Source organism: Mycoplasma tauri (assembly GCF_016925555.1).
In the GTDB taxonomy this organism is placed as follows: Bacteria; Bacillota_I; Bacilli_A; order Mycoplasmatales; family Metamycoplasmataceae; genus Mycoplasmopsis; species Mycoplasmopsis tauri.
The window spans coordinates 194,537-213,128 of record NZ_CP070479.1 but is presented as its reverse complement, the minus strand read 5'-3'; the positions used below and the strand labels follow the sequence as shown (position 1 = coordinate 213,128).

The following is an 18,592-nucleotide window of genomic DNA, read 5'->3' as shown; positions in this document are numbered from 1 at the left end:
ATGAAATTATTATTAAAAGAAGGAATATTCATGGTAAGTAAGATAAAAGGAACAAAAGACTATTCACCATCATTAGCAAATTGCAAAGAAGTTATAAAAAAACAATTTTATAAGCAAATCAAGAACTTTTGTTTCAATATTATTGAAACTCCAATTATGGAACCTGTTGAACTATATCGTAGAAGTGTTTCTGAAAGTGATATCGTTAAAAAAGAAATGTATGAATTTAAAGATAAGGGAAAAAGAGATATTGCTTTGAGACCTGAAGGGACTGCTGGTTTTATAAGGGCACTAATAGAAAACAAATGATATGTGCCTAATGATGAAATTAAGTCAACAAAATTTGCATATTTTGGCCCGATGTTCAGATATGAACAACCACAAAAAGGTAGATTAAGACAATTTTATCAAGCTGGTGTAGAAACTATTATGCCTAAAGATCAAGATCTTAATCCTTATCAAGATGCAGAACTAATTATTATGGCATGAAATATTCTAAAATCACTAAACATTGATTTTGTTTTAAAAATAAATTCAATAGGTGATTTAAATTCTCGAATTTTATATCAAGATAATCTAAAAAAATATTTGCAAGATTACAAAAATGAATTGACTGAGACTAGCCAAGAACGTCTAAATAATAATGTTTTAAGAATACTTGATGACAAAATTGATTCACAGAAAGATTTTGTTAAAAATGCACCTAAAATTGATAGTTTCTTATCTGAAAAAAGTAAAGAATATTTTGACAAATTGCTTTATATTTTAGATAAAAACGCAATAAAATATCAAAAAGATAGCTCTTTAGTTAGAGGACTAGATTACTATGATGAAGTAGTTTATGAATTTGTTTCATTAAGCCAAAATGCTGGTAGTCAATCAACTGTTATAGGAGGCGGAAGATACTCTAATTTAGTAAAAGATTTAAATGGACCTGACTTATATGCTTCAGGATGAGGCATGGGAGTTGATAGATTAATAGATTTAATGCTAGATGATAAAAATCATTTATTTAAAGATATAAATAATAAAATTGATGTTCTTATTGGAGCAAGCAACATAAATAATTTAGATAAACTATTTTCATTATGTATTTTACTAAGAAACTATATTCCAAATATAGAATTTATTCCAACACCATTTAAATCTAAAAAACTTTTTGAAAAAGCAAAAAAATATAATTCTACTTTTTTAGTCTGTGATGATGAAAAAGAAGGTGATAATTGCTTTATAATCAAAAACCTTTTAACAAATGAAAAATGAATTTATAAATTCTCTCTTCTAATGGATAATAAAGATGAAATTATTACAAAATTTTTAAAAAAATAATTTTCCAATACATCTATAAAAAAGTGTATTCTGCAAAAAAAGAAAGTGTATAAAATGATAAGTAAATATATTCAAAACAATTCATTAAATATAAAAAACATAAATGAAAAAGTAACTCTTTATGGTTGAGTTGCTAACAAAAGAAGATTTGGTCCTCTTACTTTTATTGATTTGCGTGACCGTTCTGGTATAGTTCAATGTGTTTTTAATGAGGATATTCATATAACAAAAGAAAGTGTGATAAAAATTAATGGTTTTGTTGTTAAAAGAGTAAATCCAAATAAAGAAATTCCTACAGGTGAAATTGAGATAAAAGTTGACGACTATGAAATACTATCAATGGCTCTTAACGAATTACCTTTTTCAATTAGAGATGATATAGATACAAAAGAAGATATTAGACTTAAGTATCGCTATTTAGACCTTAGAAGGCCAATTATGCAAAAAAGCATAGAATTTAAAAGCAGAGTAATGCATGAAATTAGGAATTTTATGTTTGAAAATAATTTCATAGACATTGAAACTCCTATGTTGGGCAAAAGTACCCCTGAAGGAGCTAGAGACTTTTTAGTTGCCACAAGAAATAAGGGACAATTTTGAGCATTGCCACAAAGTCCACAATTGTATAAACAATTATTAATGTTGTCTGGTTTTGAAAGATATTATCAAATTGCAAGATGTTTTAGAGATGAAGATAGTAGAAAAGATAGACAACCAGAATTTGCTCAGGTAGATATTGAAACTTCATTCCTTGAAGTAGAAGATTTCCAACAAATTATTGAAAAATTAGTTACAAAAATAATGGAGTTAAAAGGTGTTAATATTAAAACTCCTTTTAAACGTCTTGAATACAATGATGTCATTAGAGACTATGGAAGCGATAAACCTGACTTGAGATTCGGTTATAAAATAATTGATATTAATCACATTTGAAATGAGTCTGAATTTTCAATTATTGCTAATGCAAAAAGTAAAAGAATACTTTTTGTTGAATCTTTAATTACTAAAAAAGATTTTAAAGAGTTTGAAGAAATAGCTCTTAAAAATAAAGCTAATATTCTTTTTTATTTTGTATATGAAAATGGTCAAATTACAAATACTAATTTTGCTAATAAAGCATCAAAAGAGTGTGCGAAAATAATTCTAGAAAACAATAATAAGAGTGGAACATATTTTATTGTTGCTAATGAATATGAAAATGCATCTCAAGCACTTGGGGCTGTTAGAGTTGAATTAAATAATAAATTTAAATATTCTGATAATTCAGATGAAAAGTATGCATTTGCATGAATAACTAGTTGACCAATGTTTGAATTTAATAAAGAAGAACAAAAATGAGATGCTGCTCACCATCCATTCACAAGATTTGCTCATAAAATAGATGAATTAGACAAAATTGACATAAGAGAAATGAAAGCTGAAGCTTATGATCTTGTGCTTAATGGATTTGAAATTGGTGGTGGTAGTGCCAGAATTCATGACAAAAAAATGCAAGAAAAAATGTTTAATATTATTGGACTTTCTAAAGAGGAACAAGAGAAAAAATTTGGCTGATTTTTAAATGCCCTTGACTATGGTGTTCCACCACATTGTGGAATGGCACTTGGTCTTGATAGATTAGTTATGATACTTACTAACCAATTGTCAATTAGAGATGTAATACCATTTCCAAAAAATTCAAAAGGCCAGGATATGCTAACAAATGCACCTAGTGAAATTTCTATTTCACAGTATGATGAATTAGGTCTTGAGTTGTCAAAAAATAATAATTAAATATTTAAAATAACAGCTTAACTCGCTAAGCTAAGATACTAATAAAAAATGTAGTTACTTATATAATATAAATTACACATTTCTTGCTTTAAAGTTATTAAATCAATATAAAAATCAAAATATATATTTATAAAAGGACAATATGAAAAAAATCAATAAATTATTCTTGTTAGTAACTCCAACAACTATCGTTGCACCATTAATTTCTTTATCATGTGATAATAAGAAAAATGCTCCTGCTGAGCTAAAAGAAAATATGAAAGATAATTCTAATGAAATAACAAATTCTCCATCAAATAATACAAACAGTAATACAAAAGATGGAATTAATGATATTGATACCAAAAAACAAGACACCTCTGATCAAGAACAATCTAAATCAACAACTACATCAAAAGATGCTCCATTAAACCCAAAGTCTGATAGTTCTGCAAATTATCCTGAATCGTCTAATTCAGAATCAACTAATAGTGCAACAGGGTCAAATGTTACTCCCAAAAAAGATACAAATGATAGTGAACCAACAAAAGATAAACCGACAGATGATCCAAAATCCGAAAGCAACCCAAATAAAGCAGAGGAAAAAATTGAAGGGCCTGCCAAAATTCCAAATGACAAACCATCTAATGTTATAACTTCAACAGAAAATACACCAGAACCTCCTAAATCAACAGAGTCATCTGAAACAAACGAAAAAAAATATAAAGCTCCTGAATTATTTGAATATTCACAAAATCAAAATCTAATTATTCTTGAATCTGGTGCAGATAAAAATAAAATAAAGCAACAGCTTGATGATCGCATTAAAAGTAAACAAGGATCTATATACATAAATGATGGTCAATTAGCAATTGGCACAAAGAGTAAAGACAAAATTTCTGGTTTAAAAACTGCCTTTTCTAAAACAAATACTCATGGTGGGAAAAATAAAGTAAACATAGGTTTTAATAATTTCAAAAATAGACAACAAGGAATTAAAGTTGAAACAGAAGACAACATAAACTACACATTTAAATGAGTTCTAGCACTTGATGGACAAGATGAGAAAGGGAAAACAGTATTTGATAAAAAAGTGTTTACTCAAACAATTAATTTAGGATAATAAACAATAAAATATTATTAAATGCTAGTTAGAATATAAAAAACAACCACACAAACATAAAAAAAGTTAACACTTAACTATGTTAACTTTTTTTGTAAATGTTTATCAAAAGTTAAAGAGTGAATTTAATCTTATTAACTTTATTCTGTTAGAACTAGTTGACTATGTTCATAGTCTTATGAAGATGAATTTTCATCTCTAACATCAATTCAGTGAATTTCTTGCTAAACACTTCAGTATATTCTGATTTTCCATGTATTTTATATAAAACTCTTAATTCATTTTTTACTTTATAAATTTCAAAATTTATTATTTTATGTGTAACTTCTACACCATATGGAAGTTTTGTTATATACGGAGGAAATTCACTTGCTTTGGGTTTATATTTTGTTTAATCAAAAAAATACCTTAATTTTTCCCCGTTACCTTACTTAAATCAATTTTGCTTAGATTCTAAACTAAGTAAAAACAGCCTTACTATAACACTATTTAAATAATCTCAATTTGTTTTGTATTTTCAATACTTAACTTTAAGACAGAATTAAATCATCTGTGTTTGTTTCTGAATTTTCTGGCGAAGAGAATTAGAATTTAAGTTATTGGATCGATCATTTGACTTTTCAGGTTGTAATTCTCCTTATGTAATTGCAGAGTAGTTTCGAGATCCAGATTATGCGTTAGATTCTGTGTTGCTTTGTTAAAAATCAATTGTTTGAGTGAAAACCTCTGTGTCTTTTTCTCCATTTTCAAGAATTAAAACTCATGAAAATTTATATTGATTTTCTTTAATTTTTTCAACTAATATACCTTTGTTACTAAGTGGAGCACCTTTTTTGCTATATCATGTTCAGCCAACAGTTTCATTACTATTAGAAGAAACTTTTTCATGAGCTGTCAAGCCATTAATTTTCTCCCCTTTTCTTGCTTTAGTTTGTAAAATTCCTTTCAGAACAATAACTGAACCAGGTGCTTGTGTTTTTGCTATTATTTTATCTAAAATACTTTTAATGCTTTCTTTATCTGCCTTTTGGTCTAAAGTTAAAAGTTTTTGAGCTTTTGATAATTCATATAATTCTTGAACTTTATATTTTTTTACTTCAGTTTCTGGTGCAGGTTTCATAGGTTCATCAGATGGCATATTATCTCCACCAGAAGTTGGAGGTTTTTGGCTCCCTTCTTCTGGTTTAGGCGTAACAGCTGGAGATGTTTCAGAGCTTGTTCCTGGAGCAGGCTGAGGTGTAGGTGATATTTCACTATCTTGTTTCCCAGGCGCAGGTTGAGTTGGAGTAACTACATCTGTAGTATTAGACGATTCACCAGGTTCTACTTTTGAATTAGACGTTGATCCAGGTTCTGATAAATCAATTATTTGTTCAAATTGTTCATCATCAAATTTACCATTAGAAAGATATAAGTTTCATATAAATTTAAATTGATTTTCAGCAATTTTCTCAACCTTAACACCTTTTTTGTTTTTTGTGAACTCTTTATTACCTATATTTTGTGTATTGTTTCCATGAGTATGAACTTTGCTTTTGTCAACACTTTGAACAAAAGTAAGCCCTTCAATTAAAGTGCCATTTTTGGTACCACTTTTTATTTCTCCGCTGATGATAGAAATAGAATCCTTGCTAGCCAATAATTCACTAATTTTTTGCTTATTTGCATTATCATCTATAACAAATAATTTTTTGTCCCTAGAAGGTTGCAACAATGATGGTTCTCTATATTCTTTCTTTTGTTCTGCATTATTTGCATTAGAATTTGAATCACCTTGGCCGGCTTCTGGTAATTTATTGCTTGGTTCAGTAGCATCATTTTGTGGTGCTTCTTGAACTGGATAAATAACTAAATCTTTATCTAGTTTTTTCTTTTTAAAGCCATTCATATAGAACGATTTTGTTTTTACAGATACACCGTCTTTAAGAATTTCATATTCGATTTTAACAGTTCCACCTTTTTTAGTTGCAGTCATTTTTGAAATTTTAGCTTTATATTGTTCAGTTTCACCTTCAAATTTCATATCTTCAAGCTTAACGTCTTGAGCAAGAACTTTCTTCTTTTCTTCTTTTTCTTTATCAGTATCAGTTAACTTATAGTGAACTTTAATGTTTTTTATGATTTCTTCTTCAGTAATAGTTTCTGTTTCTGATGAATTTGATCCACTTTGTCCATCTTGTGGTCTTGCTGTTTCTCCTGGTTGTGCTGGTTGTGATGGATTAGGTGTATGTTCTGGTTCCCCCCCCTCAGGAGTTTTTGAACCTTCATTTCCTGGTTTTGTTGATTCTGGTTGAATAATAGCTGATTTAAATCCTGTGATAGTTATGGTACGTTCTTTAGACTTAAGTTCATCTTTTTCTAGACGAAATGTTACTTCTAAATTGCCATCTTTAGGGTAATTAACAAGTGTATAACGAATTTTGTGATTTTTTGGCAAATTATTAACATCTGCTTTTTCACTAATATTAGTAAAAGTAATTTCCAATGCTTCCATTTTTTCTTTATCAGGAATATCAATTTTTATACTTAATAAATTTTTATCAATTTCAATTTGTTTACTATTGTCTTTTTTACATGATGCTAATGAAATAGGCAAAGATGTTGCACTAATAACACCAAGTACTAAAAGAGACATTTTCTTATATGTTTTCATAATGGACCTCATTACATATTAATTTAACAATTATGTTTACTAATCATATATATTAATTTTAATGACTTATCTAAATGATAACAATTCCATTTAATGTGTCTTCATATGGAACGTTCTAGTATATTTTGCTTAAAAAAACTGCCATATATTGTATAATTACACAGTAATTTAATAAACATTAATCTATTTATAGTTTCATTATAATAATAATTAAACACAAAAAACAAATGCCCATAATTGACATTTGTTTTTTCATCAATTATTTATCAATTTTTATTCTCAATACACCTTTGTTATGAAATACTTTCCCGCTTTCTGGTTGAATAATTAATTCTATTAATTCAGGATAATCACTGAAAGGATTTCTTACTACTTGATGTTTTGCTATTTCATTATTTCTAATAATATCAAAAGCATCAATCTTGTCGTTATCTGATCATTGTTTATAAAGATCAAAGTATTTATTTCTTAAAACTTTGCCAGATTTTCAATCAAAAACAGCTTCTCCATTTGAACTCATTCGCTTACTTTGTCCGACATATGTTGCGGCAAAGTAAAAATAAGCTCTGGCAACATCTCCCTTGAATTCATTAATTGGTTCAGCACTAGAATTACCAATTTTTGTTCCATTCTTAGAAACTTTTTTAGGATTGCTAACAATAAAATGTGGATAATTTGACCTATCTCCATTTACTTGAATATCTGTTGGCCAAACATGATGAGCATCACTTTTCATTGGATTAGCTTTAGAAAATCAAGACTGAGCTATAAGATGTTCTCTATTAAATCCACGGCCTTCACCTTTTCCGCTAGATCCATTTCTTCTGTCAAATTTGTAGTTATATGGATCTTCTCCTTTAGGATTTTCTGAATAAATATCTAAAACAGAATTATCTTTTTCATAATATAAATCTTTAAAAGCATCACTGTATATTTGAAACAAATAGTCATAACCTTTTATACCATTTGTATATTTTTGTTGATTTTCAAATAGCTTATTAAATAAAGCTATTCCATTCAAACCATTAAGAGATTGATAATATTTATTATCCTCGCCTTGGTTTGAATAATATGCACCTTCTGGTAAAGTTAAGTCTGTTTTGGTTACAATATTTGGAACTTTTTCATCTTCAATGCTTGAAACAGAATTTCCACCAGAATTTGAATTATGTTTTTTGTTTCTACTATTACGTCTTTTTTTATTTTTTTGGTTGTTATTGTTGTGTTGTTTATCATTAGAATGAGATCCAGAATTCTTATTTCTTCTACGTCTATTTTTTCTTCTATTTTTTTTCTTGCTTTTATGATCATTATTAAATTTTTGATTTTCTATATGATCTTCGCTGTTATTTTTTTCATTAGGAAATTGAGACTCTTTTTCTAATTCTTCTATTTCGCCTGGAATTTTATCAAGTTTATTATCATGCCTTGTATCATGAGGATTTTTTTCAACACTTGATGAATGATTAGGTGAAATTGGTTTCAATCCTCCATTATCAGTGGTTTTTTTATTTTCTGAATTCTTAGGATTTGCCTTTTCATTATCTGTTGGTGTAACTGGCAATTTTTCTGTCTTATCATTACATTTTGATGACAATAATATTAAGCTATTTAGACCTAAAAAACTAGCAGATGCCAAACAAAAGGTTTTTAAGAATTTCTTCATTTTAAACTTCTTTCTTTTTTATTATGCTAATTCTAATTGTAAAACTATACAAAAACATTAATGAAAATATGAAAAGATATCATATGAATAATTTAGCTTTTTTTAGGTTAAAAATAAAAAATGCCAAAATGGCATTAATTATTCGTTATTTTTCAAAATATTTATCAAGATTTATTTTTAATACGCCTCTATTTTTAAATACTTTTCCTTGTGGATCAAGTATTAAATCAATTAATTCTGGATAATCACTAAAAGGATTTCTTACTACTTGATGTTTTGCTATTTCATTATTTCTAACAATATCAAAAGCATCAATTTTATCTTCATCAGATCATTGTTTAAATACTTTGAAATATTGATTTTTTAAAGCACCTTTACTAAAATCAAAAGCTTGTGCCCCTTCTTTTTTGAGTCAATTTTTAGTTCCTATATATGTTGCTGCAAAATAGAAGTAAGCACGTGCTACATCACCTTTAAACTCATCAATAACTTCAGCATGATTAGAATCAATTTTTGTACCATTTTGAGAAGTTTTAGATGGTTTTGGAACATTAGAATGTATTAATCTATCACGAAGATTATTAACTTTTATATCTGTTGGTCAAACATGATGAGCATCATTACGCATTGGGCTGGATTTACTGAATCAAGACTGAACTACAATATGTTCCCTATTAAATCCTTGTCCTTCATTTCTTGCACTGCTTCCAAATCTTGAAAAACTTCTATATGTATATGGATCTTTACCACTTGGATTTTCTGAATAAATATCTAGAACAGAATTATCTTTTTCATAGTATAGATCTTTAAAAGCATCTTTGTATGTGTTCATCAAACTATTATAATCAGGTATGTTTTCGCTGTTTGCTCTTTGTATTTGATGTAATTTGTTATACAACTCAATTCCACTTAAGCCTTCAAGAGCTTGATAGTATTTATTATCTTCACCTTGGGTTGAATAATATGCACCTTTAGGTAGCTTGATTTCAGTGCTTGTGATTATTTCTTCATTTTTTGTGTTTTGCACATTACTTTGTGACTTATCATTATTTGTTTCATCGTCCACTTTTTGTTGTTTTTCCTTAGTATAACTAGCTTTGCATTGTGATGATAAAACTATAAGACTGGTTGTACTAAGTAAACTAATTGTTGTTAAAATATTTATCTTTTTCATTATTTCTCCAAATTTGCACTATTTTAAGTGTACACAATATAAGACGTAAAATTAATTACATGGAAAAGATATCATAAAATACTAAAACTATATTTTTACAAGTTAAACCATTGTGCGAATCATTTATTTTAAAACAAGAAGCTTATTGAAATCATATTAATTTATTGCTTAAAATATTTATCAAGATCTATTTTTAATACACCTTTATTTTTAAATACTCTTCCTTGAGGATTAAGTATTAAATCTATTAATTCAGGATAATCACTAAAAGGATTTCTTACTACTTGATGTTTTGCTATTTCATTATTTCTAACAATATCAAAAGCATCAATTTTATCTTTATCAGATCATTGTTTATAAACATCAAAATAATTATTCTTTAAAATTTTGCCTGAATTTCAACTAAAAACTTCTTTGCCAGGCCCTTTTAATCAATTATTTTCTCCAACATATGTGATTGCAAAATAGAAATATACTCTAGCTATATCACCTTTGAATTCATCAATAGGCTCTGTATATATTGCAAAATCATATTCTCTATTCTTTTTATTTCTTCTTTTTTCACTAATTATTTTAGTTCCATTTAAGCTTGTAATGTTAGGATTATCAACTATGAAATGTGGCGAATTCCCTCTCTTTTCATTCACTATTTGATCTGTAGGTCACACATGATGTGCATCATTGTGCATAGGTTCATAACCTTCAAAATAAGATTTTGGGATAATATGTTCTCTGTTAAAACGATACCCTTCTTGACCTTCTGTTTTTCCTCTAATAGGTTTACCATTTCTGCCATGATAATTATTAAAATTGAAATTATATGGATCACTACCACTTGGATTTTCTGAATAAATATCTAAAACAGAATTATCTTTTTCATAGTATTGATCTTTAAAAGCATCCTTATATATTGAACGATATAAATAATCATAATTATTGACATTTTCAGCTTTTTTATTTTGAATATCATGAAGTTTTTTGTATAGCTCGATTCCGTTTAAACCATCAAGAGCTTGATAGTATTTGTTATCTTCGCCTTGGGTTGAATAATATGCACCTTTAGGTAGCTTAATTTTATCATTTGTAATTTCTTTGTTTGTTGTATCTTGTACATTACTTTGTGACTTATCATTATCTGATAGTTTTTCTTCAACACTAGGTTTAAGAGTGATTTCATCTTCTGAATTTGAAACACTATTTGTTTCATCATCCACTTTTTGTTGTTTTTCCTTAGTATCACTAGCTTTGCATTGTGATGATAAAACTATAAGACTGGTTGTACTAAGTAAACTAATTGTTGTTAAAATATTTATCTTTTTCATTATTTCTCCAAATTTGCACTATTTTAAGTGTACACAATATAAGACATAAAAATTAACTAGATGGAAAAGATATCATATTGGTATTTAACAGTATTCAAAAATAAGTACAAGTTTAAAAAAAGGATTGTTTTTTTTAACAAAAAATATTATAAAAAAGCACTTTTGGTGCTATTTAAAATTTAAATTAATTTTATAAATAGTTTTGCAAAAATGCTTTATGTTAAAAAATAAATTAAACGGTGTATTTTTCTGGATGTTCTTTCATCATTTTAGCAACAAATTCTTTTTTAGGCACTTTGCCATATTTATCCATTAAATCTTGACATTCTTTAACTTCTTCAAGAGCTCATGCTGCATCTTCAAGACCCATAACTTTTGTAATACCTGGTTTTTTTCAATTTTTATAATTATTGAAAAATGTTTGAATATCAATTAAAAATGGTTCTGGTAAATCTTTCAATTCATTAATTGCATCAAGACGATAGTCATCATCATGAACAGCTATTAATTTTGTGTCTGTTTCGCCTGAATCAATCATTTTCATTGCACCAATAATTCTTGCATTAACAATACATCCTGGCATAAATGTTTCAGAACTGTAAAGAAGAACATCTAGTTCATCACCATCTCAATCCAATGCATTTGGAATGAAACCATAATTACATGGATATCTAAAATCTCCTCTAAGAATTCTATCAACATGAATTTGACCATCTGCACGATCATATTCATACTTAATGTTTGAATTCTTAGGAATTTCTATTTTAATTTCTAATACTTTTGACATATAAAAATAATACTAAATATTATTAATTTTTATGTATAATTAAAAACGATTTTTATATTAATAAAAAGGGAGGTATACTATGGCAAACATTAAGTCAAAAATTAAAAGTATTGCTAAACAAGAAGAATTTAGACTAAGAAACAACGCTATGAAAACACGTGTTAAAAAAGCTATTAGAGTTGCTCGTGAAGCTGTTTTAGCTAAAAGTGCTGAAGCGTCTAAATTAGTTGCTGAAGCTCACTCAATTATTGCTACAGCAGTTCAAAAAGGTACATTCCACCCAAATAAGGGTGCAAGAAAATCTTCACGTTTAGACAAGTTTGTTAATGAACAAGCTTCTAAATAATACCTCTATTTATCATTGTCATTTTTGACAAAAAATAATTACCTTTAGGAATAATCCTAAAGGTTTTTTTATTCATAAATTAAAAATAGATTAGCTTTTAACTAATCCAATTTATAATATTACTTTTCAATATTGGTTTTCAAAATATTTAAAAATGCTTCCTGTGGGACTTCAACAGTACCTAACATTTTCATTTTTTTCTTACCAGCTTTTTGTTTATCTAATAATTTTTTATATCTACTTAAATCAGAAGCATGAAGGCGTGAAGTAACATCTTTTCTATAAGCTTTAATAGTTTCACGAGCTATAATTTTACCACCTATTGTAGCTTGAACGGGAACTTCAAAGTTTTGTCTAGGAATGGCTTCTTTTAATCTTTTAGTTAAATCTCTTGATTTTTCATAAGCAGAATCACGGTGAGTAATTATTGAAAATGCATCAATTTTATCACCATTTAAAAGTATATCAACTTTTACCAAATCGCTTGTTCTATAGCCAATTAAGTCATATTCAAATGAAGCATAACCCTTGCTTAAACTCTTCATTCTATCGAAGAAATCAAACACAATTTCACCTAATGGCATTTGATAAACAAGTTTGCTTCTGGTTTCATCAATATAATCAAGGCTTTGATAAATTCCTCTTTTATTTTGGCATAAGTCCATTATGTTACCAATGTATTCATTAGGTAAAATAATAGTGGCTTCTATATATGGTTCTTCAATGTGATCAATGTATGTTCTATCAGGCATTAAAGATGGATTTGATACCATTTCAATTTCGCCATTTGTTTTTACAATTTTGTACTCAACACTAGGGCTAGTAGCTATGATCCCAACTTTGTATTCTCTATTTAGTCTTTCTTGAATAATTTCCATATGAAGCATTCCAAGAAAACCTACACGAAATCCAAAACCAAGCGCTTTAGATGTTTCTTGTTCTCATGAAAGAGAACTATCACTTAAAGAGATTTTATCTAAACTCTTTTTAAGCTCAGCATAATCACGAGTATCTACAGGATAAAATCCAGTAAATAAAACTGGTTTTTTCTTCTTATAACCTGGCAGTGCCTCAGATGCAGGATTATTAACTAGTGTGATAGTATCACCAACATGAACTTCTTTAGCATCCCTAATTGTAGCAGCTGCATAACCAACTTCACCAGCTTCAAGATAATCCTTCTTTGTTTCTTTAGGACTTCTAGTTCCTAGTTCAATAACATGATATTCAGCATTGTTGGACATAAATTTAAAATCATCACCAACTTTAAGTACGCCTTCAAAAATTCTGATAAGCATTATAACGCCACGATATTCATCAAAATAAGAGTCAAAAATTAAAGCTTTAAGCGGTTTGTTATTATCGGCATTAACGGGAGCAGGAACATACTTAACAATAGCATCTAAAACTTGTTCACAATTAAGTCCTGTTTTAGCACTAATGCAAATAGCATCATCACAAGGGAGTCCTATTACATTTTCAATTTCTTCTTTTGTTCTTTCGATATTAGCAGATGGCAAATCAACTTTGTTGATAATTGGAATAATGCTAAGATTATTTTCTAAGGCAAGATAAACATTAGCAAGTGTTTGAGCTTCGATGCCTTGAGTGGCATCAACAAGTAATAATGCCCCTTCTGTTGCAGCTAGTGATCTAGAAACCTCATATGTAAAGTCAACATGCCCTGGCGTGTCAATTAGATGAAAAACATAGTCTTTGTACTTAATTTGAACTGCATTTAGTTTTATAGTAATGCCACGTTCTCTTTCAAGTTCCATTTCATCAAGAATCTGATTATCCATATCATGTTTACTAACAGTGTTAGTCAATTCAAGTATTCTATCAGCTAGAGTACTTTTTCCATGGTCTATGTGGGCTATTATTGAAAAATTTCTAATTTTATTTTTATCCATGCTCATATTTTTACCTAATTATTTAACTATTAAATATTACCAAAAAATATTATAATTAGCACGTTTATTATATAGAAGGTAGCAAATGAACAATAAAGAAATAATCAATACTGGCATGACTAATATTTCATATAGAGAAGGCAATATATTTGTACAAGAAAAAATTTACAAAAAATTTAATCATAAAATTGATTATCAAATTTTAGAAAAATTAGATTTCGTTCCTAAATTATTATCTAATGAAAAAGAAATGTGCAAATGAGAATTTATCAATGGTTCAGAACCTATCTTAAATGATGAAAACATTTGTAAAATAGCTAAATTGATAAAAAAAACTCATGATTCTAAACTACATTTTCCGGCTTCAAATCATGCTGCAAGAGTAAAAGAATATCGCAAAATACTAAGTCAAAAAAACATTAATATTCCTGTTCTTAATGATTTCTATCGTAATGTTAATACTACCCTAAGTAAAATGGATAAATCAATTCCTTTACATAACGATTTATGAGTAAGAAACATAATTGTTGATAACAATGACAAAATTTTCTTTTGCGATTGAGAGTATGCATCAATGGGTGATATTCATTTTGATTTAGCATATTTTATTGAAAGCGCTGACTTAAACAAAGATCAAGAAAAATTATTCCTAGATTCTTACGGATGACACAATGAGCTACATCTCTTGAGACACAAAATTTTAGTTAACTATCTAATTGTATTATGGGTTCATTGTCAAGAAAAAATACATTTTTCAACAAAAGAATATGAAAATAGAATATATAAATATGGCGAACAACTTAAAAAATATCAGTAACTTATAAGCCTATAAAATAGTATTTTTTGCAATTTAAAGTTTATTTAAAATAAAAATTTCATAATATGACATATTTCATGTCATTATTTTTATTAACTTAATTTTATTTAAATTCAAAGAAGATGACAATTTTAATTTTGGATATAAAAAACTATTTATAATATTTAATACTAAATTCTAATTTATAAAGGGGGCTAATTATGGATATCAAGAGTAACAAAAATAAGCAATACCAAACAATTTTAAACAATCTTCTTGATGTAAGTCCTACTGATTATGCTGCTTTTACTAGAGTAAATAATAAATATAGTTTTGATTTTTACTCATTATTTGGAAAAGAAGCTTTTAACACAATATATTCAAATAAAAATTTTGATATACCGATTCTTGAACTTAACTTAATTAACTTATGTTCAAAACTCGAAAACATTTATGAATATGATGAATTAGTTAAATTATTAGCTGAAAATAATTTTGAAATAACTACCAATAGAGATAGTCAATTGAAGAAAAATTTTGCAGAAACAAAAGAAAAAATAATAAGTGAAATTAAGGCAAATTTTCAACGGCAATCTCTAAAATGAAAGTTGTTCTTAAATAAAGCAAATGAAATCAATACTGAAACCAACATTTGACCAATGCACTTAGGTTTTTTATTTGTTCACGTCAATATTGGAGATAAAGCTATTTATGCTCCTTTATTTTTTAAAGAAGTTTATATTGAAATAAGAAATGCTAGTCCATATTTAATTTCAAATGGTGACATTAAACCCAATGAAAAATTACTTTTTTTACTAAATAATGCTGGTTTTGATCTAGAAATAGATGAAAATTATGGCGATTGAACAATTAAACAACTAGTTAAACATGCACATGATGTGTGAGGACAAATCTATCAACTAGATATTAATTTAAATTCTCCATTCTTAAATAAAGATGCAGAAGAAATAAAAAATGAATCATTAGAATTTTCTGGCGGGGCAGTATTGGGGTTATTTCAACCATCTGGCGGTTATGTTAGAAATAGAATGCTTGAAATCATCAACAACAATGAATTAAACAAAATAATTGAAGTGGAATTTAACAAAAATATCTATAAAAACAGGATAAAAGAAACATTATTCAATCCAAAAACTAGTATATTTAAAATAACCCCTACTAATTTTTCACAAGATAAAGCAATTGCTAGTTCACTAAATCAAAATACAATAATTTGAGGGCCTCCCGGAACAGGTAAAAGCCAAACAATTGTTAACATTTTAACTAATCTGCTTGTTTATGGAAAAAATTCTCTTGTTTGCAGTCAGAAAAAGGCAGCATTAGAAGTAATTAGAAATAGGATGGGCATGTTAAAAATGTTTTGTTTATTCATGCTTAATTCTAAAAATATGAATAAAAAATCATTTTATTTACCAATTAAAGAATATTTATCATACCTTGAAAATTTCGATGAACAAGAAAAACTTAAACCATTAAGAGTTATAAGCGGTAGTGAACTAAATTTTATTAATAAAATTGATACATTTTGTGCCGACGATCGCTTTAAAACAGCTTCAAAAGTAATAGCTCAAATAAGTTCAACATGAGAAAGTTTTACACTAGAATTTTGAAAAAAACTTATTTCATTACCGAGAAATATTAAATATCCAAAAACATTCAATTTTGAACATTCAGCAGAATTAAAAAAATACATGTTAAAAATTAATAACATGCGTTTTAAAATCCATAAACCACTTAATTGAAAAATTAAAAAAATTGCATTTGAATTGTTTAAAGATTTTAAACATTACCAAGGTGACCTTAATAAAATTTTACCTACGTTAAACAATTTAACAGACAATGATTATCAATACATACATGATTTGATCTCAATATTACCAAAAAGTGATAGTGAAATAAGCGATGAAATCGAACTTAAAAAGTTCATTACTAAAAATATAATAAACAAAATTAATCAATTTGATGTTGAAGAAAAAGCTGAATATACAGAATTCGCTGCGTCAGTAAGATTAGCTACTTTGGAACCATACAAATTCATGAAGCGTTTTGCAGATATAATAAAAAAGATTTTTCCGATAATAATTGTTACACCTGAAGCTGACTTATCTGCCTGAAAAAAAGCTGAATTTGACTATTCTATACTTGATGAATCTAGTCAGATTTTTCTTGAAAAAGGCTTGCCAGTATTATATCTTTCAAAAATTAAAATTCTTGCCGGCGATGATCAACAAATGAAGCCAAGTAATTGATTTGGAGTTAGAGTAACTGATGAAGAATCAATTTATGGTAAGGTAGATTCATTATTAGATTTTGCTAAAAGCTTAGGTGTTTATAATGTTTTATTAGACAAAAATTATCGTTCAAACTATGCATCATTAATGACTTTTAGCAGTAAGTATTATTACAATAGCACACTTGATGTTATTGACTCAGCAAATACAGAACCTAATTTTAATCCTATTGAGGTTTATGAAGTTAATGGAATTTGAGAAAATAGCCAAAATGCAACTGAGGCTAAATTTGCTATAGATTTATGTAATAAAAATCTAAAGAAATATAACAAAATTATTCTTCTTTGTTTTAACGCAAAGCAACAAGATTATATAACTAAATTGATTTTTAAAAGTGAACCAGAGTTAGAAAAAGCAATAGAAAATGGAAATCTATTACTCAGAAATATAGAAAATATTCAAGGTGACGAAGCTGATTTAGTTATTGTATCAGTAGCTTATGATTACAATGTTGCTATTCATTCAACTTATGTTGGCCGTCCAGGCGGTATGAATGCACTTAATGTTGCTATTTCAAGAGCTAAAGACAAAATGATTGTTATTAAAAGCTTAAAAGCTGATGATTTAACAATTTTATCAGGTAATGAGGATGCAATTATTTTCAAAAAATGATTACAATTTTTAGAGCTAAGCAATAAAGAAAAACAAGAATTTTTAAGCATTGATAAAGAAGAAAAAATTAACGAAAACATCAATAAAACAGACTTAAGAGAAGAAATTGAAAATGCAATTAAAACTCATATTGTTAATAAGCCACACCTTTATTTAAAAGAAAACCAATCTATTGGAACTATAAATATTGACTATGTGCTAATGCGCAATAATTCTCCTGTTTTATGCATAATTGTTGATGACTATTTATATAAAAATAATCCAGAAAAATATATTGAACTTAAAGATTTATGTAAATTTGTTCGTAGTAAGAAATATGTGTTGTACTGTCTTGATAGAATAACATGAGAGGCTAAAAAGCAAGAAATTTTAGATCTAGTTGATACTTATAAAGAAATTAACAATAGTGATTTATTATCTCAAACACTTGATATTCCTACAACCCAGCTTGAAATAATGGACAAAACTGAAGAAATTATAATTTCCAACGACTACAAAACTGATGCAAGCATTTTACCCTTTATTGCAAATGATATTTATAACTCACAAACAATAGATACTCAAGCAGATTCTCAGAGAGAAGATATAAAAATTGATGAATCGAGAGCTTTAGTTAAAATAGATAAAAATAATGAAATCACAATTATTTTGGACATTGAATAAATAATAAAAAATAATGTACATATGCTTTAATTTGGCATATGTACTTTTAATTAAAGAATAGTTAAAAATACCTTTAAAATAAGAATTTGGAGAAAATATAAAATTGCAAAAGTACTATAATATAAATGAATAAGAAAATGTTTT

At 27.4% G+C, this 18,592-nt stretch carries 12 protein-coding genes; 6 read left to right on the top strand and 6 right to left on the bottom strand.

What is annotated here, in order from left to right; translation table 4 throughout:
• Positions 1-30: 30 nt before the first annotated feature.
• The 3 genes from hisS to JS510_RS00965 all read left to right on the top strand — a co-directional run bounded on the left by hisS (position 31) and on the right by JS510_RS00965 (position 4,204).
• Positions 31-1,329, top strand: coding sequence for a histidine--tRNA ligase (hisS, locus tag JS510_RS00975; RefSeq protein WP_205517512.1), 1,299 nt, complete (start codon positions 31-33; stop codon positions 1,327-1,329).
• A 54-nt stretch (positions 1,330-1,383) separates the two neighbouring features.
• Entirely contained in the window at positions 1,384-3,102 is a 1,719-nt protein-coding gene (gene aspS / locus JS510_RS00970; protein ID WP_205517511.1) for an aspartate--tRNA ligase, read from the top strand.
• A gap of 142 nt (positions 3,103-3,244) precedes the next feature.
• Positions 3,245-4,204 carry a hypothetical protein gene (locus JS510_RS00965; RefSeq protein ID WP_205517510.1) on the top strand — a complete coding sequence of 320 codons (960 nt, stop codon included), beginning with the start codon at positions 3,245-3,247 and terminating at the stop codon, positions 4,202-4,204.
• A gap of 697 nt (positions 4,205-4,901) precedes the next feature.
• Here JS510_RS00965 and JS510_RS00960 read toward each other — a convergent pair.
• The 5 genes from JS510_RS00960 to JS510_RS00940 form a co-directional block, all read right to left on the bottom strand.
• On the bottom strand, positions 4,902-6,857 hold the full coding sequence (locus tag JS510_RS00960; protein WP_205517509.1) for a hypothetical protein: 1,956 nt from the start codon (positions 6,855-6,857) through the stop codon (positions 4,902-4,904).
• Between the two features lie 259 nt (positions 6,858-7,116).
• Positions 7,117-8,523: an endonuclease gene (locus JS510_RS00955; protein ID WP_205517508.1), complete on the bottom strand. Its 1,407-nt coding sequence runs from the start codon at positions 8,521-8,523 to the stop codon at positions 7,117-7,119.
• 145 nt (positions 8,524-8,668) lie between these two features.
• Positions 8,669-9,697, bottom strand: coding sequence for an endonuclease (locus JS510_RS00950; RefSeq protein WP_205517507.1), 1,029 nt, complete (start codon positions 9,695-9,697; stop codon positions 8,669-8,671).
• Positions 9,698-9,858: 161 nt separating this feature from the next.
• Complete coding sequence (locus tag JS510_RS00945; RefSeq protein WP_205517506.1) at positions 9,859-11,019, bottom strand: endonuclease; 1,161 nt, start codon at positions 11,017-11,019, stop codon at positions 9,859-9,861.
• 232 nt (positions 11,020-11,251) lie between these two features.
• Entirely contained in the window at positions 11,252-11,806 is a 555-nt protein-coding gene (locus JS510_RS00940; RefSeq protein ID WP_205517505.1) for an inorganic diphosphatase, read from the bottom strand.
• 79 nt (positions 11,807-11,885) lie between these two features.
• Between JS510_RS00940 and rpsT the strand changes: the two genes are divergently transcribed.
• Entirely contained in the window at positions 11,886-12,152 is a 267-nt protein-coding gene (gene rpsT, locus JS510_RS00935) for a 30S ribosomal protein S20 (protein ID WP_205517504.1), read from the top strand.
• Between the two features lie 119 nt (positions 12,153-12,271).
• On the opposite strand, the gene lepA is transcribed toward rpsT, so the two are convergent.
• Positions 12,272-14,065, bottom strand: a complete 1,794-nt coding sequence (gene lepA, locus JS510_RS00930) for a translation elongation factor 4 (protein ID WP_205517503.1) — start codon at positions 14,063-14,065, stop codon at positions 12,272-12,274.
• 85 nt (positions 14,066-14,150) lie between these two features.
• On the opposite strand from lepA, the gene JS510_RS00925 reads away from it, so the two are divergent.
• Complete coding sequence (locus JS510_RS00925; RefSeq protein ID WP_205517502.1) at positions 14,151-14,882, top strand: phosphotransferase; 732 nt, start codon at positions 14,151-14,153, stop codon at positions 14,880-14,882.
• 200 nt (positions 14,883-15,082) lie between these two features.
• Positions 15,083-18,448: an AAA domain-containing protein gene (locus JS510_RS00920; RefSeq protein ID WP_205517501.1), complete on the top strand. Its 3,366-nt coding sequence runs from the start codon at positions 15,083-15,085 to the stop codon at positions 18,446-18,448.
• Positions 18,449-18,592: the final 144 nt, after the last annotated feature.